Origin of the sequence: Streptomyces sp. NPDC058872 (assembly GCF_042743065.1) — a bacterium.
In the GTDB taxonomy this organism is placed as follows: Bacteria; Actinomycetota; Actinomycetes; order Streptomycetales; family Streptomycetaceae; genus Streptomyces.
In genome coordinates this window covers 71,018-94,536 of sequence record NZ_JBHYMK010000026.1, presented here as the reverse complement: position 1 = coordinate 94,536, position 23,519 = coordinate 71,018, and the positions used below count along the sequence as shown (strand labels likewise).

General features: G+C 71.8%; 22 protein-coding genes. 20 read left to right on the top strand and 2 right to left on the bottom strand.

Annotated elements, in window-relative coordinates; translation table 11 throughout:
• Positions 1-52: 52 nt before the first annotated feature.
• Positions 53-553: a transcriptional regulator BldD gene (gene bldD, locus ACFW22_RS18775; protein WP_386405499.1), complete on the bottom strand. Its 501-nt coding sequence runs from the start codon at positions 551-553 to the stop codon at positions 53-55.
• Between the two features lie 256 nt (positions 554-809).
• Between bldD and pyrR the strand changes: the two genes are divergently transcribed.
• The 14 genes from pyrR to ACFW22_RS18705 all read left to right on the top strand — a co-directional run bounded on the left by pyrR (position 810) and on the right by ACFW22_RS18705 (position 17,420).
• Positions 810-1,376: a bifunctional pyr operon transcriptional regulator/uracil phosphoribosyltransferase PyrR gene (gene pyrR / locus ACFW22_RS18770; RefSeq protein ID WP_386405496.1), complete on the top strand. Its 567-nt coding sequence runs from the start codon at positions 810-812 to the stop codon at positions 1,374-1,376.
• Positions 1,377-1,461: 85 nt separating this feature from the next.
• Complete coding sequence (locus ACFW22_RS18765) at positions 1,462-2,451, top strand: aspartate carbamoyltransferase catalytic subunit (RefSeq protein WP_386405493.1); 990 nt, start codon at positions 1,462-1,464, stop codon at positions 2,449-2,451.
• 2 nt (positions 2,452-2,453) lie between these two features.
• The gene (locus ACFW22_RS18760) at positions 2,454-3,740 is read left to right on the top strand and encodes a dihydroorotase (RefSeq protein WP_386405490.1); all 1,287 of its coding nucleotides are present in this window, start codon (positions 2,454-2,456) and stop codon (positions 3,738-3,740) included.
• On the top strand, positions 3,737-4,318 hold the full coding sequence (locus ACFW22_RS18755) for a hypothetical protein (RefSeq protein WP_386405487.1): 582 nt from the start codon (positions 3,737-3,739) through the stop codon (positions 4,316-4,318). The genes ACFW22_RS18760 and ACFW22_RS18755 overlap by 4 nt, the downstream gene beginning before the upstream one ends.
• Entirely contained in the window at positions 4,315-5,481 is a 1,167-nt protein-coding gene (gene carA, locus ACFW22_RS18750) for a glutamine-hydrolyzing carbamoyl-phosphate synthase small subunit (protein ID WP_386405484.1), read from the top strand. Before ACFW22_RS18755 ends, carA begins: the two co-directional genes overlap by 4 nt.
• Entirely contained in the window at positions 5,474-8,782 is a 3,309-nt protein-coding gene (gene carB, locus ACFW22_RS18745; RefSeq protein ID WP_386405481.1) for a carbamoyl-phosphate synthase large subunit, read from the top strand. Before carA ends, carB begins: the two co-directional genes overlap by 8 nt.
• Before the next feature lie 75 nt (positions 8,783-8,857).
• A complete protein-coding gene (locus ACFW22_RS18740) occupies positions 8,858-9,967 on the top strand; it encodes a quinone-dependent dihydroorotate dehydrogenase (RefSeq protein ID WP_386405478.1) in 1,110 nt (369 codons plus the stop codon).
• A gap of 47 nt (positions 9,968-10,014) precedes the next feature.
• A complete protein-coding gene (gene pyrF / locus ACFW22_RS18735) occupies positions 10,015-10,854 on the top strand; it encodes an orotidine-5'-phosphate decarboxylase (RefSeq protein ID WP_386405517.1) in 840 nt (279 codons plus the stop codon).
• A gap of 298 nt (positions 10,855-11,152) precedes the next feature.
• Positions 11,153-11,476 carry an integration host factor gene (locus tag ACFW22_RS18730; protein WP_030693098.1) on the top strand — a complete coding sequence of 108 codons (324 nt, stop codon included), beginning with the start codon at positions 11,153-11,155 and terminating at the stop codon, positions 11,474-11,476.
• Between the two features lie 49 nt (positions 11,477-11,525).
• Positions 11,526-12,089: a guanylate kinase gene (gene gmk / locus ACFW22_RS18725; RefSeq protein WP_386405474.1), complete on the top strand. Its 564-nt coding sequence runs from the start codon at positions 11,526-11,528 to the stop codon at positions 12,087-12,089.
• Positions 12,090-12,117: 28 nt separating this feature from the next.
• Entirely contained in the window at positions 12,118-12,390 is a 273-nt protein-coding gene (gene rpoZ, locus ACFW22_RS18720; protein WP_030810584.1) for a DNA-directed RNA polymerase subunit omega, read from the top strand.
• Between the two features lie 103 nt (positions 12,391-12,493).
• Complete coding sequence (gene coaBC / locus ACFW22_RS18715; protein ID WP_386405469.1) at positions 12,494-13,714, top strand: bifunctional phosphopantothenoylcysteine decarboxylase/phosphopantothenate--cysteine ligase CoaBC; 1,221 nt, start codon at positions 12,494-12,496, stop codon at positions 13,712-13,714.
• 275 nt (positions 13,715-13,989) lie between these two features.
• Complete coding sequence (gene metK, locus ACFW22_RS18710) at positions 13,990-15,198, top strand: methionine adenosyltransferase (RefSeq protein ID WP_386405466.1); 1,209 nt, start codon at positions 13,990-13,992, stop codon at positions 15,196-15,198.
• Positions 15,199-15,290: 92 nt separating this feature from the next.
• Entirely contained in the window at positions 15,291-17,420 is a 2,130-nt protein-coding gene (locus ACFW22_RS18705; RefSeq protein WP_386405463.1) for a primosomal protein N', read from the top strand.
• Positions 17,421-17,500: 80 nt separating this feature from the next.
• On the opposite strand, the gene ACFW22_RS18700 is transcribed toward ACFW22_RS18705, so the two are convergent.
• Complete coding sequence (locus ACFW22_RS18700; RefSeq protein ID WP_386405461.1) at positions 17,501-18,019, bottom strand: hypothetical protein; 519 nt, start codon at positions 18,017-18,019, stop codon at positions 17,501-17,503.
• A 227-nt stretch (positions 18,020-18,246) separates the two neighbouring features.
• Between ACFW22_RS18700 and fmt the strand changes: the two genes are divergently transcribed.
• The 6 genes from fmt (at position 18,247) to ACFW22_RS18670 (ending at position 23,458) form a co-directional block, all read left to right on the top strand.
• Entirely contained in the window at positions 18,247-19,179 is a 933-nt protein-coding gene (gene fmt, locus ACFW22_RS18695) for a methionyl-tRNA formyltransferase (RefSeq protein ID WP_386405458.1), read from the top strand.
• Positions 19,180-19,251: 72 nt separating this feature from the next.
• Entirely contained in the window at positions 19,252-20,664 is a 1,413-nt protein-coding gene (locus ACFW22_RS18690; protein ID WP_386405455.1) for an RsmB/NOP family class I SAM-dependent RNA methyltransferase, read from the top strand.
• Positions 20,665-20,814: 150 nt separating this feature from the next.
• Positions 20,815-21,498: a ribulose-phosphate 3-epimerase gene (rpe, locus tag ACFW22_RS18685; protein ID WP_386405452.1), complete on the top strand. Its 684-nt coding sequence runs from the start codon at positions 20,815-20,817 to the stop codon at positions 21,496-21,498.
• 121 nt (positions 21,499-21,619) lie between these two features.
• Positions 21,620-22,669, top strand: coding sequence for a sugar-binding transcriptional regulator (locus ACFW22_RS18680; RefSeq protein ID WP_386405449.1), 1,050 nt, complete (start codon positions 21,620-21,622; stop codon positions 22,667-22,669).
• Between the two features lie 56 nt (positions 22,670-22,725).
• Positions 22,726-23,148 carry a ribonuclease domain-containing protein gene (locus tag ACFW22_RS18675; protein ID WP_386405446.1) on the top strand — a complete coding sequence of 141 codons (423 nt, stop codon included), beginning with the start codon at positions 22,726-22,728 and terminating at the stop codon, positions 23,146-23,148.
• The gene (locus ACFW22_RS18670) at positions 23,138-23,458 is read left to right on the top strand and encodes a barstar family protein (protein WP_386405443.1); all 321 of its coding nucleotides are present in this window, start codon (positions 23,138-23,140) and stop codon (positions 23,456-23,458) included. Before ACFW22_RS18675 ends, ACFW22_RS18670 begins: the two co-directional genes overlap by 11 nt.
• Positions 23,459-23,519: the final 61 nt, after the last annotated feature.

Here is a 23,519-nt window from a genome sequence, read left to right as displayed (position 1 = left end):
CGCCGCCCGGAAGACCGCAGCGGCGGCACGTTTCTGCTGGTGGTGCGGGGGTTCAGCGCTCGTCGTGCTGCACGGCGCGGCGTGCTTCGGCGTCCAGCACGCCCCAGCTGATCAGCTGCTCGGTGAGGACCGAGGGGGACTGGTCGTAGATCACGGCGAGGGTGCGCAGGTCGTCCTGCCGGATCGAGAGCACCTTGCCGTTGTAGTCGCCGCGCTGGGACTGGATCGTCGCCGCGTAGCGCTGGAGCGGGCCGGCCTTCTCCTGCGGGACGTGGGCCAGTCGCTCCAGGTCCAGGACCAGCTTCGGCGGGGGCTCGGCGGCCCCGCCCGGGGTCGTGCCCGGCAGGAGCTCCTGCACCGGCACCCCGTAGAAGTCGGCCAGCTCGGCAAGGCGCTGCACGGTCACCGCGCGGTCCCCGCGCTCGTAGGAGCCGACCACGACCGCCTTCCAGCGGCCCTGGGACTTCTCCTCCACCCCGTGGAGGGACAGACCCTGCTGGGTGCGGATGGCACGGAGTTTGGCCCCGAGCTGCTTTGCGTATTCGCTGGACATAACGCTCCCGGACGCTGTGACGACATGCGGCTGCGCCGCGCGGCTGGTAACTCACTGTGATGTTACGCAGCGTTACACCTACCCGTCAAGCCGAAAGGTCCGTACCGCCTCCTCCCGGGGGACGGCGCCCGGAGGGGGGCGGAGGGGGACGGAGGGGAGCGTGGGACACGCCCGTCCGCCCCTGGTAAAGTGAACGGCGCAAATCCGACGTCCTTTAAGAACCGTCCCGTGAGGCGGAGAAGGAGGTCCGTTTTTCATGGACACCCAGCAGCAGTACGGCGATGACGCCCGGCCCGTGCTCGAGGCCCCCGACATCGCGAGGGTCTTGACCCGCATCGCCCACGAGATCGTCGAGCGCGCCAAGGGCGCCGACGACGTGGTTCTGCTCGGCATTCCCACCCGCGGCGTCTTCCTCGCCCGTCGGCTCGCCGAGAAGCTCGAATCGGTCACCGGTGCCAAGGTTCCGGTCGGCTCCCTGGACATCACCATGTACCGGGACGACCTGCGGATGAAGCCGGCACGCGCCATCGGCCGCACCGAGATCCCCGGCGACGGCATCGACGGCCGCCTCGTCGTCCTCGTCGACGACGTGCTCTTCTCCGGCCGCACCATTCGCGCCGCCCTCGACGCCCTCAACGACATCGGCCGCCCGCGCGCCGTCCAGCTCGCCGTCCTCGTCGACCGGGGCCACCGCGAGCTGCCGATCCGCGCCGACTACGTCGGCAAGAACCTCCCCACGTCGTTGCGGGAGACGGTCAAGGTCCAGCTCGCCGAGGAAGACGGTCGCGACACCGTCCTGCTCGGTTCCAAGCCCACGGCCTGACCGGACCGGCTTCCCGCCCGGGCCCGGAGCACACCCCTGTGCCCCGGCACGCCCTCTCACCTCCCCACCACGGAGAGAAACACCGATGATGCGTCACCTCATCTCGGCCGCCGACCTCACCCGCGACGACGCCGTCCTGATCCTCGACACCGCCGAGGAGATGGCCCGGGTGGCCGACCGGCCCATCAAGAAGCTCCCGACCCTGCGGGGCAGGACCGTCTGCAACCTCTTCTTCGAGGACTCCACCCGGACCCGGATCTCCTTCGAGGCCGCCGAGAAGCGCCTCTCCGCCGACGTGATCAACTTCGCGGCCAAGGGCTCCAGCGTCTCCAAGGGAGAGTCCCTGAAGGACACCGCACAGACCCTGGAGGCCATGGGCGTCGACGCGGTCGTCATCCGGCACAGCGCCTCCGGCGCCCCCTACCGCCTGGCCACCTCCGGCTGGATCGACGCCCCCGTCATCAATGCCGGCGACGGCACCCACCAGCACCCCACCCAGGCCCTCCTCGACGCCTTCACCATGCGCCGCCGCCTCGTCGGCCGCGACGCCGGCCTCGGCAAGGACCTGGCCGGTCGGCGCATCACGATCGTCGGCGACGTCCTGCACAGCCGCGTCGCCCGTTCCAACGTCGACCTGCTGCACACCCTCGGGGCCGAGGTCACCCTGGTGGCCCCGCCCACCCTGGTCCCCGTCGGCGTCGAGACCTGGCCCTGCGAGGTCTCGTACGACCTCGACGGCGTGCTGCCGAAGTCCGACGCGGTGATGATGCTGCGTGTGCAGCGCGAACGGATGAACGCCGCCTTCTTCCCCACCGAGCGCGAGTACTCGCGCCGGTACGGGCTGGACGGCCACCGGATGGCCAAGATGCCCGAGCACGCCATCGTCATGCACCCCGGCCCCATGGTCCGCGGCATGGAGATCACCGCAGAGGTCGCCGACTCCGACCGCTGCACGGTCATCGAGCAGGTCGCCAACGGCGTCTCCATCCGCATGGCCGTCCTCTACCTGCTGCTCGGCGGCAACGACTCCGCCGCCCCCGCCCCCAGCGCCACCCGCACCGAGGAGAACAAGTGACCATGAGCAAGATCCTGATCCGCGGTGCGCAGGTCCTCGGCGGCGACGTCCAGGACGTCCTGGTCGACGGGGAGACCATCGCCGAGGTCGGCTCCGGCCTGTCGGCCGAGGGCGCGACCGTGATCGAGGCCGCGGGCCAGATCCTGCTGCCCGGCCTGGTCGACCTCCACACCCACCTGCGGGAGCCCGGCCGCGAGGACTCCGAGACCGTCCTCACCGGCACCCGCGCCGCCGCCTCCGGCGGCTACACCGTCGTGTTCGCCATGGCCAACACCCATCCGGTCGCCGACACGGCCGGCGTGGTCGAGCAGGTCTACCGGCTCGGACAGGAGCACGGCTACTGCGACGTCCAGCCCATCGGCGCCGTCACCGTCGGCCTCGAAGGCAAGAAGCTCGCCGAGCTCGGCGCCATGCACGACTCCGCCGCCGGCGTCACGGTCTTCTCCGACGACGGCAAGTGCGTCGACGACGCCGTCATCATGCGCCGCGCCCTGGAGTACGTGAAGGCCTTCGGCGGCGTCGTCGCCCAGCACGCCCAGGAGCCGCGCCTCACCGAGGGCGCGCAGATGAACGAGGGCATCGTCTCCGCCGAACTCGGCCTCGGCGGCTGGCCCGCCGTCGCCGAGGAGTCGATCATCGCCCGTGACGTCCTCCTCGCCGAGCACGTCGGCTCCCGCGTCCACATCTGCCACCTCTCCACCGCCGGCTCCGTCGAGATCGTCCGCTGGGCCAAGTCCCGCGGCATCGACGTCACCGCCGAGGTCACCCCCCACCACCTCCTCCTCACGGACGAGCTGGTCCGCACGTACAACCCGGTCTACAAGGTCAACCCGCCGCTGCGCACCGAGCGGGACGTGATGGCGCTGCGCGAGGCCCTCGCCGACGGCACGATCGACATCGTCGCCACCGACCACGCCCCGCACCCGCACGAGGACAAGGACTGCGAGTGGGCCGCCGCCGCCATGGGCATGGTCGGCCTGGAGACCGCCCTCTCCGTCGTCCAGCAGACGATGGTCGAGACCGGCCTGCTCGACTGGGCCGGCGTCGCCGACCGGATGTCCTTCGCGCCCGCCCGCATCGGACAGGCCAAGGGGCACGGGCGTCCCGTCTCGGCAGGTGAGCCCGCCAACCTGACGCTGGTCGATCCGGCTTACCGTGGTGCCGTGGACCCCGCGGACTTCGCCTCCCGCAGCCGCAACACCCCCTACGAGGGCCGCGAGCTGCCGGGACGCGTCACCCACACCTTCCTGCGGGGCCGGGCAACGGTCGTGGACGGGAAGCTGGCGTGACACCACTCATCGCAATCGCCGCAGAGGCTGCCGAACAGAAGTCGGCGGAGGTGACCGATTGGGCCGGACGGCTCGGCTGGGTCGCCGGACTGCTGCTCTTCATCGCCTTCGTGTACTGGCTCATGCGCCAGGGATGGAAGTGGCGCGGCAGCCTCCAGTCGGACCTGCCCGAGCTGCCCACCGCGCCGGAGCCGACCGGTGAGGCCACACTGACTCTCAGCGGGCGCTACCACGGGTCCACGACCGCGGGACAGTGGCTCGACCGGATCGTGGCCCACGGACTCGGCACCCGCAGCCGCGTCGAGCTCAGGCTCACCGACGCCGGGATCGAGGTCGTGCGCCCCGGGGCGAACGACTTCTTCGTGCCGGCCGCCGCCCTGCGCGAGGCCCGCCTCGACAAGGGCATCGCCGGCAAGGTCCTCGCCGAGGGCGGGCTCCTGGTCATCACCTGGGAGCACGGCGGCAAGCCGATCGACTCCGGCTTCCGGTCCGACCGCGCGGCCGAGCACACGGCCTGGGTCGAGGCCATCAACTCCATGAACCCCGTAACCACCACGACGGAAGGCATCGCACGATGACGACCTCCACCAGGGGAGCCGCACAGGTTCCCGCCGTACTCGTCCTGGAGGACGGCCGCGCCTTCCGCGGCCGTGCCTACGGGGCCGTGGGGGAGACCTTCGGCGAGGCCGTCTTCTCCACCGGCATGACCGGCTACCAGGAGACCCTCACCGACCCGTCGTACCACCGCCAGGTCGTGGTCATGACGGCCCCGCACGTCGGCAACACCGGCGTCAACGACGAGGACCCCGAGTCCGGTCGCATCTGGGTCTCCGGCTACGTGGTCCGCGACCCCGCCCGCGTCTCCTCCAACTGGCGCGCGCAGCGCTCGCTGGACGAGGAGCTGCAGCGCCAGGGCGTCGTCGGCATCTCCGGCATCGACACCCGCGCCCTCACCCGCCACTTGCGCGAGCGCGGTGCCATGCGCGTCGGCATCTTCTCCGGCCCCGCCCTGCTCGGCGCCTCCGGCACGGGCACCGCCGACGACGCCGCCCTGCTGGCCAAGGTCCAGGCGCAGCCGCAGATGAAGGGTGCCAACCTCTCCGCCGAGGTCGCCACCAAGGAGACCTACGTCGTCCCCGCGATCGGCGAGAAGAAGTTCACCGTCGCCGCCGTCGACCTCGGCATCAAGGGAATGACCCCGCACCGGATGGCCGAGCGCGGCATCGAGGTCCACGTCCTCCCCGCCACCGCCACCGCCGAGGACATCTTCGCCGTCGACCCCGACGGGGTCTTCTTCTCCAACGGCCCCGGCGACCCGGCCACCGCGGACGGCCCCGTCGCCGTCATGCAGGCCGTCCTCGCGCGCAAGACCCCGCTCTTCGGGATCTGCTTCGGCAACCAGATCCTCGGCCGCGCCCTCGGTTTCGGCACCTACAAGCTGAAGTACGGCCACCGGGGCATCAACCAGCCGGTGCAGGACCGCACCACCGGAAAGGTCGAGGTCACCGCGCACAATCACGGCTTCGCCGTCGACGCGCCCCTCGACAAGGTCTCCGACACCCCCTACGGGCGTGCCGAGGTCTCGCACGTCTGCCTGAACGACAACGTCGTGGAAGGCCTCCAGCTGCTCGACCAGCCGGCCTTCTCCGTCCAGTACCACCCCGAGGCGGCTGCCGGCCCGCACGACGCCGCGTACCTCTTCGACCGCTTCGTATCCCTGATGGAGGCCGAGCGTGCCTAAGCGCACCGATATCCAGTCCGTCCTGGTCATCGGCTCCGGCCCGATCGTCATCGGCCAGGCCGCCGAGTTCGACTACTCCGGAACCCAGGCGTGCCGCGTCCTCAAGTCCGAGGGCCTGCGGGTGATCCTGGTCAACTCCAACCCGGCCACGATCATGACCGACCCGGAGATCGCCGACGCCACGTACGTCGAGCCGATCACCCCCGAGTTCGTCGAGAAGATCATCGCCAAGGAGCGCCCCGACGCCCTCCTGCCCACCCTCGGCGGCCAGACCGCCCTCAACACCGCGATCTCCATGCACGAGCAGGGCGTGCTGGAGAAGTACGGGGTGGAGCTCATCGGAGCCAACGTCGAGGCCATCCACAAGGGTGAGGACCGCGACCTCTTCAAGGGCGTCGTCGAGGCCGTCAAGGCCAAGATCGGATACGGCGAGTCCGCCCGCTCCGTCATCTGCCACTCCATGGACGACGTGCTCAAGGGCGTCGAGGAGCTCGGCGGCTACCCCGTCGTCGTCCGCCCCTCCTTCACCATGGGCGGCGCCGGCTCCGGCTTCGCCCACGACGAGGAAGAGCTGCGCCGCATCGCCGGCCAGGGCCTCACGCTCTCCCCGACCACCGAGGTGCTCCTGGAGGAGTCCATCCTCGGCTGGAAGGAGTACGAGCTGGAGCTCATGCGCGACAAGCACGACAACGTCGTGGTCGTCTGCTCCATCGAGAACTTCGACCCGATGGGCGTCCACACCGGCGACTCCATCACCGTCGCCCCGGCGATGACGCTCACCGACCGCGAGTACCAGCGGCTCCGTGACATCGGCATCGCGATCATCCGCGAGGTCGGGGTCGACACCGGCGGTTGCAACATCCAGTTCGCGGTCAACCCCGACGACGGCCGGATCATCGTCATCGAGATGAACCCGCGCGTCTCGCGCTCCTCGGCACTCGCCTCCAAGGCGACCGGCTTCCCGATCGCCAAGATCGCCGCCCGGCTCGCCGTCGGCTACACGCTGGACGAGATCCCGAACGACATCACGGAGAAGACTCCGGCGTCCTTCGAGCCCACCCTCGACTACGTCGTCGTCAAGGCCCCGCGCTTCGCCTTCGAGAAGTTCCCGCAGGCCGACTCCACCCTCACCACCACCATGAAGTCCGTCGGCGAGGCCATGGCCATCGGCCGCAACTTCACCGAGGCGCTCCAGAAGGCCCTGCGCTCCCTGGAGAAGAAGGGGTCCCAGTTCGGCTTCACCGGTGAGCCCGGCGACAAGGCCGAACTGCTGCGCGCCTCGGTCCGCCCCACCGACGGCCGCATCAACACCGTCATGCAGGCCATCCGTGCCGGCGCCACCCCGCAGGAGGTCTTCGACGCCACGAAGATCGACCCGTGGTTCGTCGACCAGCTCTTCCTGATCAAGGAGATCGCCGACGAGCTGGCCGCCGCCGAGAAGCTCCACCCCGAGCTGCTCGCCGAGGCCAAGCGGCACGGCTTCTCCGACGCCCAGATCGCCGAGATCCGCGGCCTGCGCGAGGACGTCGTCCGCGAGGTCCGGCACGCCCTCGGCGTCCGCCCGGTCTACAAGACCGTCGACACCTGCGCCGCCGAGTTCGCCGCCAGGACCCCGTACTTCTACTCCTCGTACGACGAGGAGAGCGAGGTCGCCCCGCGCGAGAGGCCCGCCGTCATCATCCTGGGCTCCGGCCCGAACCGCATCGGCCAGGGCATCGAGTTCGACTACTCCTGCGTCCACGCCTCCTTCGCGCTCAGCGACGCGGGCTACGAGACCGTGATGGTCAACTGCAACCCGGAGACCGTCTCCACCGACTACGACACCTCCGACCGGCTCTACTTCGAGCCGCTCACCCTGGAGGACGTCCTGGAGATCGTCCACGCCGAGAGCCTGGCCGGCCCCGTCGCCGGTGTCGTCGTCCAGCTCGGCGGACAGACCCCGCTGGGCCTGTCCCAGGCGCTCAAGGACAACGGCGTGCCGATCGTCGGCACCTCCCCGGAGGCCATCCACGCCGCCGAGGACCGCGGCGCCTTCGGGCGCGTCCTCGCGGAGGCGGGCCTGCCCGCCCCCAAGCACGGCACCGCCACCACCTTCGCCGACGCCAAGGCCATCGCCGACGAGATCGGCTACCCCGTCCTCGTGCGCCCCTCGTACGTGCTCGGCGGCCGTGGCATGGAGATCGTCTACGACGAGGCCCGCCTGGAGTCGTACATCGCCGAGTCCACCGAGATCAGCCCCACCCGGCCGGTCCTGGTCGACCGCTTCCTCGACGACGCCATCGAGATCGACGTCGACGCCCTCTACGACGGCGAGGAGCTCTACCTCGGCGGCGTCATGGAGCACATCGAGGAGGCCGGCATCCACTCCGGCGACTCGGCCTGCGCGCTCCCCCCGATCACCCTGGGCGGCTTCGACATCAAGCGCCTGCGCGCCTCCACCGAGGCCATCGCCAAGGGCGTCGGCGTCCGCGGACTGATCAACATCCAGTTCGCCATGGCCGGTGACATCCTCTACGTCCTGGAGGCCAACCCGCGCGCCTCCCGGACCGTCCCCTTCACCTCGAAGGCGACCGCAGTGCCGCTGGCGAAGGCCGCCGCCCGCATCTCGCTCGGCGCCACCATCGCCGAACTGCGCGCGGAAGGCCTGCTGCCGAAGAACGGCGACGGCGGCACCCTGCCGCTCGACGCGCCGATCTCCGTCAAGGAGGCCGTGATGCCGTGGTCGCGCTTCCGCGACGTGCACGGCCGCGGCGTCGACACCGTCCTCGGACCGGAGATGCGCTCCACCGGCGAGGTCATGGGCATCGACGCGGTCTTCGGCACGGCCTACGCCAAGTCGCAGGCCGGCGCCTACGGCCCGCTGCCCACCAAGGGCCGCGCGTTCATCTCGGTGGCCAACCGCGACAAGCGCTCGATGATCTTCCCGGCCCGCGAGCTCGTCGCACACGGCTTCGAGCTGCTCGCCACCTCCGGCACCGCCGAGGTCCTCAAGCGCAACGGCATCAACGCCACGGTCGTCCGCAAGCTCAGCGAGGGCGAGGGCCCGAACGGCGAGAAGACCATCGTCCAGCTCATCCACGACGGTCAGGTCGACCTGATCGTCAACACCCCGTACGGCACCGGCGGCCGTCTCGACGGCTACGAGATCCGTACGGCCGCGGTGGCCCGCAGCGTCCCCTGCCTCACCACGGTCCAGGCGCTCGCCGCGGCCGTCCAGGGCATCGACGCGCTCAACCACGGCGACGTCGGCGTCCGGTCGCTCCAGGAACACGCGGAGCACCTGACCGCGGCCCGCGACTAGCAGCCCGAACGACGAGGGGGACACCGAACACCTGCGGTGTCCCCCTCGTCATGAGCACACCTGGACCCGAGAACCATGTACAAGTTCTTCTTCGACCTCGTCTTCAAGCGCATGGACCCCGAGGAGGCCCACTACCTGGCCTTCCGCTGGATCCGCCTCGCCGCCCGCATCCCGGTGCTCCGCACCTTCGTCGCCGCCGTCCTCGCCCCCCGCCACACCGAGCTGCGCACCGAGGCGCTCGGTCTGCGCATGCACGGCCCCTTCGGGCTCGCCGCCGGCTTCGACAAGAACGCCGTCGCCATCGACGGCATGTCGATGCTCGGCTTCGACCACGTCGAGATCGGCACTGTCACCGGCGAGGCCCAGCCGGGCAACCCCAAGAAGCGCCTCTTCCGGCTCGTCCCGGACCGCGCCCTGATCAACCGCATGGGCTTCAACAACGAGGGCTCCGCCGCCGTCGCCGAGCGCCTCGCCGCCCGCACGCCGGTCTTCAGGACCGTCGTCGGCGTGAACATCGGCAAGACCAAGCTCGTTCCCGAGTCGGAGGCCGCCGCCGACTACGTGAAGTCCACCGAGCGCCTGGCCGCCCACGCCGACTACCTCGTCGTCAACGTCTCCTCCCCGAACACCCCCGGACTGCGGAACCTCCAGGCCACGGAGTCGCTGCGCCCCCTCCTCACCGCGGTCCGCGAGGCGGCCGACCGCACGGTCACCGACCGCCGGGTCCCGCTGCTGGTCAAGATCGCCCCCGACCTGGCCGACGAGGACGTCGACGCGGTCGCCGACCTCGCCCTGGAGCTCGGCCTCGACGGAATCATCGCCACCAACACCACCATCGCGCGCGAGGGCCTCGGACTGAAGTCCGATCCCGCACTGGTCAAGGAGACCGGTGGCCTGTCCGGCGCACCCGTCAAGGAACGCTCCCTCGCCGTCCTGCGCCGACTCCACGCCCGCGTGGGCGACCGCCTGGTCCTGGTGGGCGTCGGCGGCATCGAGAACGCCGAGGACGCCTGGCAGCGCATCCTCGCCGGCGCCACCCTGATCCAGGGCTACAGCGCCTTCATCTACGAGGGCCCGTTCTACGCCCGCGCGATCCACAAGGGCCTCGCCGCACGGCTCGCGGCCTCCCCGTACGCCACCCTCGCCGAGGCCGTCGGCGCCGACAACCGAAAGGCCGTCCAGTGACCGCCCTCCCGTCACCGTCCGCCCCCCACCCCTCGTCGACGCCCTCCGTGCAGTCCCCGGCCTTCGGCGCTCGTCTGCGCTCCGCCATGGACGAGCGCGGCCCGCTCTGCGTCGGCATCGACCCGCACGCGACCCTGCTCGACTCCTGGGGCCTGACCGACGACATCAGCGGTCTGGAGCGCTTCACCTTCACCGTCGTCGAGGCGCTGGCCGGGACGGTGGCCGTCTTCAAGCCCCAGTCCGCCTTCTTCGAGCGCTTCGGTTCGCGCGGCATCGCCGTCCTGGAGCGTGCCGTCGCCGAGCTGCGGGCGGCGGGCGGCCTGGTCGTCATGGACGCCAAGCGCGGCGACATCGGCTCCACCATGGCCGCGTACGCCGAGACCTTCCTGCACAAGGACTCCCCGCTCTTCTCCGACGCGCTGACGGTCTCCCCGTACCTCGGCTACGGCTCGCTGAAGCCGGCGGTCGACCTGGCCCGGGAATCCGGCGCCGGCCTCTTCGTCCTGGCCCTCACCTCCAACCCGGAGGGCGCGGAGGTCCAGCGGGCGGTCCGCGAGGACGGTCGTACGATCGGCGCGACGATGCTCGCCCACCTCGCCGAGGAGAACGCGGGAGAGTCTCCGATGGGGTCCTTCGGCGCGGTCGTCGGTGCCACCCTCGGCGACCTGTCCTCCTTCGACCTGGACATCAACGGTCCACTCCTGGCTCCCGGCATCGGCGCCCAGGGCGCCACCGCCGCGGACCTGCCGGCGGTCTTCGGCGCGGCCGTCGGCAACGTCGTCCCGAACGTCAGCCGCGGGGTCCTGCGGAACGGGCCGGACGCGGTCGCGCTGCGGGACTCGGCACTCCGCCACGCCGACGAGATCCGGGCGGCCGTCGGCGGCTGACCGCCCGCCCGGACAATCCGCAGGTCGGAGCGGACGGGGCCCCCGATGGTGAGCCGTCTCACTCCTTGACGAAAACTTGGCTCAAAACCGGGTCGTTTTGCCTGAAAAGTCCTAGTCGGTCGATCCTGACCAGGACTTTTCTGCTGTTCTCGCTGACTGGAGCGGCCTTGGCCGCTAGTCTCCGGGGCAGAGCAGGCGTTCAACGGCCACTCCGCTGAACCGTGCTCCGCTGGTGAGGGGCGACTGAGGTTCCCCACCGGTCCGTATCCGACAGATCGACATCCGAGGTGACGTAGGCGTGGCTCTTCCGCCCCTTACCCCTGAACAGCGCGCAGCCGCGCTTGAAAAGGCCGCCGCGGCTCGCCGGGAGCGGGCCGAGGTCAAGAATCGACTCAAGCACTCCGGCGCCTCCCTCCACGAGGTCATCAAGAGTGGCCAGGAGAACGACGTCATCGGCAAGATGAAGGTCTCCGCCCTGCTCGAGTCGCTGCCCGGCGTCGGCAAGGTCCGCGCCAAGCAGATCATGGAGCGGCTCGGCATTTCCGAGAGCCGTCGGGTCCGTGGCCTCGGTTCCAACCAGATCGCTTCGCTGGAGCGCGAGTTCGGCAGCACCGGAGCCTGATCCGGGACACGCGTCCCGGGCATACCGGGAGAGCTGGAATAATCGCTGCATGGCAGCAGAGGCACGTCCGCGACTGACCGTGCTCTCCGGCCCCTCAGGGGTCGGCAAGAGCACGGTCGTCGCTCATATGCGCAAGGTCCACCCCGAGGTCTGGCTCTCGGTGTCGGCGACGACCCGGAAGCCCCGCCCCGGCGAGAAGCACGGCGTCCACTACTTCTTCGTCACGGACGACGAGTTCGACAAGCTGATCGCCAACGGTGAACTCCTCGAATGGGCCGAGTTCGCGGGCAACCGCTACGGCACTCCGCGCGGCGCGGTCCTCGAGCGCCTGGACGCCGGAGAGCCCGTGCTCCTGGAGATCGACCTCCAGGGCGCCCGACAGGTCAAGGACTCCATGCCGGAGTCCCAGCTGGTCTTCCTGGCCCCGCCGAGCTGGGAGGAACTGGTCCGTCGGCTCACCGGTCGCGGCACCGAGTCGCCCGACGTGATCGAGCGCCGGCTGGACGCCGCGAAGGTCGAGCTGGCGGCGGAGTCGGAGTTCGACACCACCCTCGTCAACACCTCCGTCGAGGACGTCGCACGCGAGCTGCTAACGTTGATGCACGTTGTCTGATCTTTTTTCCATCTTCGGAAGGTAGAGCGTGTCCTCTTCCATCACCGCGCCCGAGGGCATCATCAACCCGCCGATCGACGAGCTGCTCGAGGCCACCGACTCGAAGTACAGCCTCGTGATCTACGCGGCCAAGCGCGCGCGTCAGATCAACGCGTACTACTCCCAGCTCGGCGAGGGCCTGCTGGAGTACGTGGGTCCGCTCGTCGACACCCACGTCCACGAGAAGCCGCTCTCGATCGCGCTGCGCGAGATCAATGCGGGTCTGCTGACGTCCGAGGCCATCGAAGGCCCCGTTCAGTAAGCATCACGACGCGAGTCGCATCTGTCACCACGGGCCCGGCGGAACATCCGCCGGGCCCGTGGTGTCTCATGGAGTCGTACGCATCCGAGTGCGGGGAGCAACAGTGGGCGCAGGAGCCAAGCCGAAGGTCGTTCTGGGCGTGAGCGGCGGCATCGCCGCCTACAAGGCGTGCGAGCTGCTCCGCCGGCTCACCGAATCGGGCCACGACGTGCGCGTCGTCCCCACCGATTCCGCGCTCCACTTCGTCGGCGCCGCCACCTGGTCCGCGCTCTCGGGCAACCCCGTTTCGACCGGGGTGTGGGACTCCGTGCACGAGGTCCCGCACGTGCGGATCGGACAGGGGGCCGACCTGGTCGTCGTCGCCCCCGCCACCGCCGACATGCTCGCCAAGGCCGCCCACGGCCTCGCCGACGACCTGCTCACCAACACCTTGCTCACCGCGCGCTGCCCCGTCGTCTTCGCCCCGGCGATGCACACCGAGATGTGGGAGCACCCGGCGACCCAGGAGAACGTGGCCACCCTGCGCCGCCGCGGCGCCGTCGTCATCGAGCCCGCCGTCGGCCGCCTCACCGGCGTCGACACCGGCAAGGGCCGGCTCCCCGATCCGGTCGAGATCTTCGAGGTCTGTCGGCGGGTCCTCACCCGCGGCAGCGCCGCCCCGGACCTCGCCGGACGGCACGTCGTGGTCAGCGCGGGCGGCACCCGCGAACCCCTCGACCCCGTTCGCTACCTCGGCAACCGGTCCTCGGGGAAGCAGGGCTACGCCCTCGCCAAGGCGGCTGCCGCCCGCGGCGCCCGCGTCACCCTGGTCGAGGCGAACACCGGCATCGCCGATCCGGCCGGGGTCGACGTGGTCCACGTCGGCACCGCCGTCCAGCTCCGCGAGGCGGTGGTCAAGGCCGCCGCCGACGCCGACGCGGTCGTGATGGCCGCCGCCGTCGCCGACTTCCGGCCGGCCGTCTACGCCTCCGGAAAGATCAAGAAGAAGGACGACGGGGGTGCTCCGACGGTCGAGCTCGTCCGCAACCCCGACGTCCTCGCCGAGCTGTCCGCCGACCGCGCCCTGCCCGGACAGGTGGTCGTCGGCTTCGCCGCCGAGACCGACGACGTCCTTGCCAACGGTCGTGCCAAGCTCCGCAGGAAGGGCTGCGACCTGCTCGTCGTCAACGAGGTGGGGGAGCGCAAGACCTTCGGCTCGGAGGAGAACGAGGCCGTCGTCCTGGCCTCGGACGGCACCGAGACCCCCGTGCCGTACGGGCCCAAGGAAGCGCTCGCCGAGACGGTCTGGGACCTGATCCTGCCGCGGCTGCGTCCGGCGACCTGACGTATCCGCCCCTTGCCCCGGGGCGCGCGACCGGCGCGACGGTGCTCCTCCAGGAGCGTGAATCGTCGCCCTGCGAGTGATTTGCGCCCCATTCGGGCGGGCAGGTCTGCCTTGCCGGAGGCCGGTTCCGCACCTTCGCCGGCATTCGCCAGGCGAGACACCTGGTCCATTGTCCGACCGTGACCGATAGACTGTTCGTGGAACGTCGCGGGGCGCAGCCCCCTGCCGGTCCGCGTCACGAGTAGCCAGCAGCCGCTGCAACCCCAGGGAGCGTTGTGTCCCGTCGTCTGTTCACCTCGGAATCCGTCACCGAGGGTCACCCCGACAAGATCGCTGATCAGATCAGCGACACCATTCTCGACGCACTGCTGCGCGAGGACCCCACCTCGCGCGTCGCCGTCGAGACGCTGATCACCACCGGCCTGGTGCACGTCGCCGGTGAGGTGACGACCAAGGCGTGGGCGGACATCCCGACCCTCGTCCGGAACAAGATCCTCGAGATCGGCTACGACTCCTCGAAGAAGGGCTTCGACGGCGCCTCCTGTGGCGTGTCGGTGTCCATCGGATCGCAGTCCCCGGACATCGCCCAGGGTGTCGACACCGCCTACGAGAAGCGTGTCGAGGGCGACGAGGACGAGCTCGACAAGCAGGGCGCCGGCGACCAGGGCCTGATGTTCGGCTACGCCTCGGACGAGACCCCCGAGCTGATGCCGCTGCCGATCCACCTCGCGCACCGGCTCTCCCGCCGCCTCACCGAGGTCCGCAAGAACGGCACCATCCCCTACCTGCGTCCCGACGGCAAGACCCAGGTCACCATCGAGTACGACGGCGACAAGGCCGTCCGCCTCGACACGGTCGTCGTCTCCTCGCAGCACGCCTCCGACATCGACCTGGAGTCGCTGCTCGCGCCCGACATCCGCGAGTTCGTCGTGGAGCACGTGCTCAAGCAGCTCGTCGAGGACGGCATCAAGATCGACACCGATGGCTACCGGCTGCTCGTGAACCCGACCGGCCGCTTCGAGATCGGCGGCCCGATGGGCGACGCCGGCCTCACCGGCCGCAAGATCATCATCGACACCTACGGCGGCATGGCCCGCCACGGCGGCGGCGCCTTCTCCGGCAAGGACCCCTCCAAGGTCGACCGCTCGGCCGCCTACGCGATGCGCTGGGTCGCCAAGAACGTCGTCGCCGCCGGCCTCGCCGCGCGCTGCGAGGTCCAGGTCGCCTACGCGATCGGCAAGGCCGAGCCCGTCGGCCTCTTCGTCGAGACCTTCGGCACCCACACGGTCGAGCCCGAGAAGATCGAGAACGCCATCGCCGAGGTCTTCGACCTCCGCCCGGCCGCGATCATCCGCGACCTCGACCTGCTGCGCCCGATCTACTCCCAGACCGCCGCCTACGGCCACTTCGGCCGCGAGCTGCCGGACTTCACCTGGGAGCGCACGGACCGCGTGGACGCGCTGAAGAAGGCCGCAGGCCTGTAAGCGGGACGCACTCCACCGAAGCCCGGCCCCCTCACGGGGTGCCGGGCTTCGGTCGTGTCCGGCTGTCGGTGACGTCTGGTAGGTATGGGGCCGTGAGCAGCGACGACGAGAAGCACGAGGAGCCCGAGCAGCTCGCGCTCATCCGGGAGACCGTGCGGAAGGCCAAGGTGCCGCGGGCCAAGCCGCGGACCTGGCGGGGGGCCGCGCTGGCCAAGGAGCTGCCGGTCGCCCGGGTCGTCGTCAACAAGGGGGCCCTCCACCTCGACCAGTTCTTCGACTATGCGGTCCCCGAGGAGTTGGACGGGGCCGCCCGGCCCGGGGTCCGGGTCCGGGTGCGCTTCGGCGCGGGCGCCCACCAGGTCAAGAACGGGCGGCGCGAAGGCGGTCGGCTCATCGACGGGTTCCTCGTCGAGCGCCGGGCCGCTTCGGACTACTCCGGGCCGCTGGCCGCGCTCGCCGACGTCGTCTCGCCCGAGCCGGTGCTCGGACCCGAACTGCTCGGCCTCGCCCGGGCCGTCGCCGACCGTTACGCGGGAAGCCTCGCCGACGTGCTGCAGCTCGCCGTGCCGCCGCGCAGCGCCCGCGCCGAGTCCCGTCCCTCCCCGGCCCCGCTGCCGCCGCCCGGGCCGCCGGAGCCGGGGAGCTGGACGCGGTACGAGCGCGGCCCGGCCTTCCTGGACTCCCTCGCGCGCGGCGGGACCCCCCGCGCCGTGTGGAGCGCCCTGCCGGGGCCCCACTGGGCCCAGGAGATCGCCCGGGCCGTCACCGCCACCCTCGCCTCCGGGCGGGGCGCCCTCGTCGTCGTCCCCGACGGGCGGGCCGCCGGCCGGGTCGACGCGGCGCTGACCGGGATCCTGGGGGAGGGGCGGCACGCGCTGCTCACCGCCGAGGCGGGCCCCGAGAAGAGGTACGCGCAATGGCTCGCCGTGCGGCGCGGCGCCGTGCGGGCCGTCGTCGGCACCAGGGCGGCGATGTTCGCTCCCGTGCAGGACCTCGGGCTCGTTGTCATCTGGGACGACGGCGACGGCAGCCACAGCGAGCCGCACGCCCCCCAGCCCCATGCGCGCGAGGTGCTGCTCCTGCGCGCCGCCCGCGACCGTTGCGCCTTCCTCCTCGGCTCCCCGAGCTGCACCGTCGAGGCCGCCCAGCTCGTCGAATCCGGTTGGGCGAAGCCGCTCAGACCGGGGCGGGAGGAAGTCCGCAAGGCGGCCCCCCTGATCCGTACGGTGGGGGACGGCGAGCTCGCCCGGGACGAGGCCGCGCGCGCCGCCCGACTGCCCTCGCTCGCCTGGCGGACCGTACGGGAGGGGCTCCGGACCGGACCGGTCCTCGTGCAGGTGCCCCGCCGGGGGTACGTGCCGAGACTGGCCTGCGAGCGCTGCCGCACGCCCGCCCGCTGCCGACACTGCGCCGGCCCCCTGGAAGCCCCCGAGCAGCAGGAACTGCGCTGTGGCTGGTGCGGACGCGGCGCCGACGACTGGCACTGTGCGGAATGCGGTTCCGCCCGGCTGCGGGCCCAGATCGTGGGCGCGCGACGGACGGCGGAGGAACTCGGCCGGGCCTTTCCCGCGGTTCCGGTGCGGACCTCCGGGCGTGACCACGTCCTCGACAGCGTGCCCGGCCGCCCCGCGCTCGTCGTCTCCACGCCGGGGGCCGAGCCCGTCGCCGACGGCGGCTACGCGGCCGCGCTGCTCCTCGACGGCTGGGCCATGCTGGGCCGTCCCGACCTGCGTGCCGGAGAGGAGGCGCTGCGTCGCTGGATCGATGCGGCCTCCCTGGTCCGGGGGCAGGCCGAGGGCGGCACGGTCGTCGTGGTCGCCGAGCCGACGCTCCGTCCGGTGCAGGCGCTCGTCCGCTGGGACCCGGTCGGGCACGCCCAGCGCGAGCTGGCCGAGCGGACCGAGCTGGGCTTTCCTCCGGTCTCCCGGATGGCGGCCGTGACCGGACCGCCGGCGGCCGTCGAAGGCTTCCTGGCGACGGCCGGGCTGCCGGCGGGCGCCGAGGTGCTCGGGCCCGTGCCGCTGCCCGTCGTCCGCGCCGGAGGTCCCCGCAGGCCGGGCGATCCGCCGGCGGGCGAGCAGTGGGACCGGGCCCTGGTCCGGGTCCCCCGGGGCGGCGGCGCGGCCCTGGCGGCGGCCCTGAAGCAGGCCCGGGCGGCACGGCTGGCACGCGGCGGAGCGGAGCCGGTACGGATCCGCATCGACCCCCCGGACATCGGCTGAGGGGGCGTTCCCGGACGCACCGCGGCCGCCCGGCCCCCTGTCGGGGCGGGGCGGCCGTGCTGTCCGCGGGTCCTGGGCGATCAGCCGTTGCGCGGTCCGGGGAGGGCCGAGGCGCGGGTGTCCTCGCGGAGGGTGGAGCTGCCCGAGGTGGGCTGGGGCGGCATCGAGCGGGCGGCGGGGACCGAGGGGAGCGTGTGGGGCGCACCGGCCTCCACCGTCTGCTCCTGCTCCACGGCCGCGCCCTGCTGGGGCGCGCGCCGAGCGCCGTAGCGGCGGTGGACGGCCTGCTTGGTGACCCCGAGTGCGGAGCCCACCGCGTCCCAGGAGAATCCGAGCGAGCGGTCGAAGTCCACCGCGGCGGTCACCAGGGTCTCGACGCTGTCCCGCAGCTCCTGGGCGAGCCGTACGGTCGGGGCTGGCGCGCGCCCGTAGACGACGAAGCCCGTCGACGGGCCGGAGCGGCGAGGTCGGTAGACGTTGCCCAGCTGGGCCGTGAGCGTGCGCAGTGCGTCCACCTGCCGCCGGACCCGCTCGATGTCCCGCACCAGCAGGTGCAGGCTCGCCCGGGCTTGGGCGTCGTGGGCTGCGTGTTCGGCCATGTGAAAGCCTCTCGAACCGGCATCAAGGGGGCGGGCCGCCGGAGGGGAACAGCGGCCCGGTTCGGTCAATCTCTCTTGACCAACGCGCCACCGGGAGTTGGGTCACGGTGCGGGGGCGCAGACGCATATGCGCAGGGCGCTCGTCCTCCCGTACGCCCCCTCGCGAGGTCCCGCCTAGACTGGTGCGTCGCCCACAACGCCCCCGGAGAGACAGGCAGTCGCCCCCCATGAAGCTCGTCTTCGCAGGCACCCCCGAGGTCGCCGTTCCCGCCCTGGACGCCCTGCTCGCCTCCGGGCGGCACGAGGTGGCCGCCGTGGTCACCCGACCGGACGCCCCGGCGGGGCGCGGTCGGCGGCTCGTCGCCAGCCCGGTGGCCCAGCGGGCGGAGGAGGCCGGGATCGAGGTGCTGAAGCCGGCCAGGCCCCGCGACGAGGACTTCCTCGCCCGGTTGCGGGAGATCGCCCCGGACTGCTGCCCGGTCGTCGCCTACGGCGCCCTGCTGCCGAAGGTCGCCCTCGACATCCCCGCCCGCGGCTGGGTCAACCTGCACTTCTCGCTCCTGCCCGCCTGGCGCGGTGCCGCGCCCGTGCAGCACTCCTTGATGGCCGGCGACCAGGTGACGGGCGCCTCCACCTTCCTGATCGAGGAGGGCCTCGACTCCGGCCCGGTCTACGGGGTGGTCACCGAGGACATCCGCCCCACCGACACCAGCGGCGACCTGCTCACCCGGCTCGCCTTCGCGGGTGCGGGCCTGCTCGCCGCGACCATGGACGGCATCGAGGACGGTGCGCTCCAGGCCGTTCCGCAGCCCGTCGAGGGCGTCACCCTCGCCCCCAAGATCCAGGTCGAGGACGCCCACGTCGACTTCGCCGCGCCCGCGCTCCGGGTGGACCGCGTGGTCCGCGGCTGCACCCCCGCCCCCGGTGCCTGGACGGTCTTCCGCGGCGAGCGCCTCAAGCTGATCCAGGTCGCCCCCCTGCCGGACCGCACCGACCTCGCCCCGGGCGAACTCGTCGCCGGCAAGAACGACGTCTACGCGGGCACCGGCTCGTACGCCGTCGAGCTGCTCTGGGTGCAGCCCCAGGGCAAGAAGCCGATGAAGGCCGCAGACTGGGCCCGCGGGGTGCGCATCGCCCCCGGTGAGCGGCTGGGAGCATAGGCGCGGGCGGCTCCGCGGGCGACGTAGGCTGGGAGCGTTCGACCCTCTTCAGCACGTCACGCGGAGCACCTTTTGAGCGAGCAGGCACGTCGTCGTCCCCACAAGCCCTACCGGCGGCCCCAGAAGGACCCCGTCCGGATGCTGGCCTTCGAGGCGTTGAGGGCGGTGGACGAGCGGGACGCCTATGCGAACCTGGTGCTGCCGCCGCTCCTGAAGAAGGCCCGGGAGAAGGGCGACTTCGACGGACGGGACGCAGCGCTCGCCACCGAGCTCGTGTACGGGACGCTGCGCCGCCAGGGCACCTACGACGCGGTCATCGCGGCCTGTGTGGACCGGCCGTTGCGCGAGGTCGACCCGCCCGTCCTCGACGTCCTGTCGCTCGGCGCCCACCAGCTCCTCGGCACCCGGATCCCGACCCACGCCGCCGTCTCCGCCAGCGTCGAGCTGGCCCGGGTGGTGCTGGGCGACGGCCGGGCCAAGTTCGTGAACGCCGTGCTCCGCAAGATCTCGCAGCAGGACCTCGACGCCTGGGTGCAGCAGGTGGCCCCACCGTACGAGGAGGACGCCGAGGACCACCTCGCCGTCGTGCACTCGCACCCCCGCTGGGTCGTCTCTGCGCTGTGGGACTCCCTCGGCGGTGGTCGCGCCGGGATCGAGGACCTCCTGGAAGCGGACAACGAGCGCCCCGAGGTCACCCTCGTCGCCCGGCCCGGTCGTGCCACCACCGAGGAGCTCGCCGCGGCCACCGAGACCCTGCCCGGCCGCTGGTCGCCGTACGCCCTGCGGATGGCCGAGGGCGGTGAGCCCGGTGCCATCGGGGCGGTGAAGGAGGGACGGGCCGGGGTCCAGGACGAGGGGAGCCAGCTGGTGGCGATCGCCCTGGCGAACGCCCCCCTGGACGGGGCCGACGGCCGCTGGCTCGACGGTTGCGCAGGGCCCGGCGGCAAGGCCGCGCTCCTCGCGGCCCTCGCCTCCGAGCGGGGGGCCGCGCTGCTCGCCTCCGAGAAGCAGCCGCACCGCGCCCGTCTCGTGGAGCGCGCCCTGGCCGGCAACCCCGGCCCCTACCAGGTGATCGCTGCCGACGGCACCCGCCCGCCGTGGCGTCCCGGCTCCTTCGACCGGGTCCTCATGGACGTGCCCTGCTCGGGGCTGGGCGCCCTGCGCCGCCGTCCCGAGGCCCGCTGGCGCCGCCGTCCCGAGGACCTGGACGCCTTCGCCCCGCTCCAGCGGGCCCTGCTCACCGAGGCCCTGCGGGCCGTGCGCGTCGGCGGCGTGGTGGGGTACGCGACCTGTTCGCCGCACCTGGCCGAGACCCGGGTGGTCGTCGACGACGTCCTGAAGAAGGTGGGCGGTGCCGAGCTGATCGACGCCCGCCCGCTGATGCCCGGCGTTCCGGCGCTCGGCGAGGGGCCGGACGTGCAACTGTGGCCGCATCTGCACGGTACGGACGCCATGTACCTGGCGCTGCTGCGCCGAACCGGCTGACCGCTCGGTCGTCCCCCCTTCGATCGCCTGACCGTAATCTCCCGGTCCGTACGGGTCCTGGACTCGTCACTTCGTACCGAAAATGGTCTGGACCGGAATCGGAACCGCCCAGCGGCAAAGAAGTGCCCAAGAACGTGGGAGGCTTGGCACATGGCGCAGATCAATCCCAGCATTCTGTCCGCGGACTTCGCCCGGCTCGCCGATGAGGCGAAGGCGGTCGGCGGGGCCGACTGGTTGCACGTCGACGTGATGGACAACCACTTCGTGCCCAACCTGACGCTGGGCGTGCCGATCGTGGACTCGCTGGCCCGTGCGACGGACACCCCGCTCGACTGCCACCTGATGATCGAGGACCCCGACCGCTGGGCCCCCCAGTACGTGGAGGCCGGTGCGGGTTCGGTGACCTTCCACGTCGAGGCGGCCGCCGCACCGGTGCGGCTGGCCCGGGAGATCCGGGCCAAGGGGGCGCGCGCCTCGATGGCGCTCAAGCCGGCCACTCCGATCGAGCCCTACGAGGACCTGCTCCCCGAGCTCGACATGCTGCTCATCATGACCGTCGAGCCCGGCTTCGGCGGACAGGCCTTCCTCGACATCATGCTGCCCAAGATCCGCCGCACCCGTGAACTGATCTCCAAGCACGGTCTGGAGCTCTGGCTCCAGGTCGACGGAGGGGTCTCCGAGTCCACGATCGAGCGGTGTGCCGAAGCCGGCGCCGACGTCTTCGTCGCCGGTTCCGCGGTGTACGGAGCGACGGATCCGGCCGGTGCCGTCGCCTCGCTCCGGGCCCGCGCGGAGGCGGCGACGGCCTCTGCCGCGTGGGCGTGTGGCCACTGAGCTTCCGGTGGATGAACGCGGTCCGTCGGGCCGTCGACAGGACTGATCAAGGCCCGCCGGATCTGACAGGATGGACGGCGAGTCCAAAGTGTGAACAACAGCGGTACCTGAACAGCGGTACGTGAACAGCAGTGAGGAGATCGCGGTGGCGGGAATGTCGGCGGGACGATCAGCCCTGCGGATGGGCCCCGCGGAGCTGGTGCAGGCGGCGGCCATGGCCCGCCGCTTCTACCTCGAGGGCAAGTCCAAGATCCAGATCGCCGAGGAGTTCGGCGTGAGCCGCTTCAAGGTGGCCCGGGTGCTGGAGACCGCCCTGGAGCGCGATCTCGTGCGGATCGAGATCCGCGTACCGGCCGAGCTGGACGCCGAGCGCTCCGACGCGCTGCGGGCCCGCTACGGGCTGCGGCACGCGGTCGTCGTGGAGTCCCCGGCGGAGGGCGACGACGAGTCCCCCGACCCGGAGAACCTCGGAGAGGTCGCGGCCGACCTGCTCGGCGAGCTGGTCACCGAGGGCGACGTCCTCGGCCTGGCCTGGGGCCGCTCCACCATCCACATGGCGGCGGCCCTCGACCGCTTGCCGCCCTGCACCGTCGTCCAGCTCACCGGCGTGTACGACGCGGGGACCGCGGAGCGCGGCTCGGTCGAAGCGGTGCGCCGCGCCGCCCAGGTCTCGGGCGGGGAAGCCCACCCCATCTATGCGCCCATGCTGCTGCCCGACCCGGCGACGGCCGCCGCCCTGCGCAACCAGACCGGCATCGCGCGTGCCTTCGAGTACTTCGACAAGGTGACCGTCGCCTGCGTCTCCATCGGCTCCTGGGAGCCGGGCATCTCGACCGTGCACGACATGCTCTCCGACGCCGAGCGCGCCCACTACGCCTCGCTGGGCGTCGCCGCCGAGATGTCCGCCCACCTCTTCGACGCCGAGGGGCGCCGGGTCGGTCGTGACCTCGGCGAGCGCTGCATCACCGTCGAGGCGGATCGGCTCCGCCGGATCCCCGAGGTCGTCGCGATCGCGGGCGGCCAGCGCAAGGCGGCGGCGATCGGTGCGGTGCTCCGCTCCGGCCTCGTCACCAGCCTGGTCACGGACCGTGCCGCGGCGGACTACCTGCTGACCCAGTCGAACCCGGGCACGCACCCGGCCCTCGACCGCAAGGACCCCGACGGCAGTTGAGCGCCGCTGCCCGTCGGCGAGGGGGCGGAGCCGTTCCGTGACGGTATGTTCGGGGCATGTTGCTCCGGCCCCTGCGCGTGCTCCTCGCGCTCGTCCTCGCCGTCTTCCTGGCCGGGTGCTCCTCGGCCGGTGGCGGTGCCGCCCCGGCTGCTCCCCGCACCCCCACGGCCGCCACCGGCGTCGGGGCTTCCGGACTCCCCGTCGTGCGGATGTCGGAGCTGCCGCCCGAGGCGCACCGGACCCTCGACCTCATCGCGCGCGGCGGTCCCTTCCCGTACGCCAAGGACGGCGCCGTCTTTTCCAACTTCGAGCGGTTGCTGCCCCGAGAGGCGCGCGGCTACTACCACGAGTACACCGTGAAGACCCCCGGTGCACGCGATCGGGGGGCCCGCCGGATCGTGACCGGGGGGAACGGCGAGGCGTACTACACCGCCGACCACTACGCGAGCTTCCGGGAGGTGGTCGCCGATGAGGCATGAGGACCCCGTCCTGTTGGACCTGTCCGGAGTCACGGACAAGGCCGTGTTCATGGACCGCATCGCCGAGGTGCTCGCCCTGCCCGACTGGTTCGGTCGCAACTGGGACGCCCTCGCGGACTGCCTCGGCGACCTGCCCGGACCCGTCACCCTCGTGGTGACCGGCTGGCAGGGGTACGCGGAGACCCACCCGCACGACTGGCGGACGGCCCAGGAGGTCTTCGCCACGGCCGTCGACGAGAGCCCCGGTGGCCTCTCCGTCCTCCTTGCCCTCGGGGCCCCTTCGGAGGATCGTACGAAGCGCCTGCCGTAAGCCTCGGAGGATCAGCCCGGGGCTGGTATTCGTACGGGCGTGGGACAATGAACTACGTGCT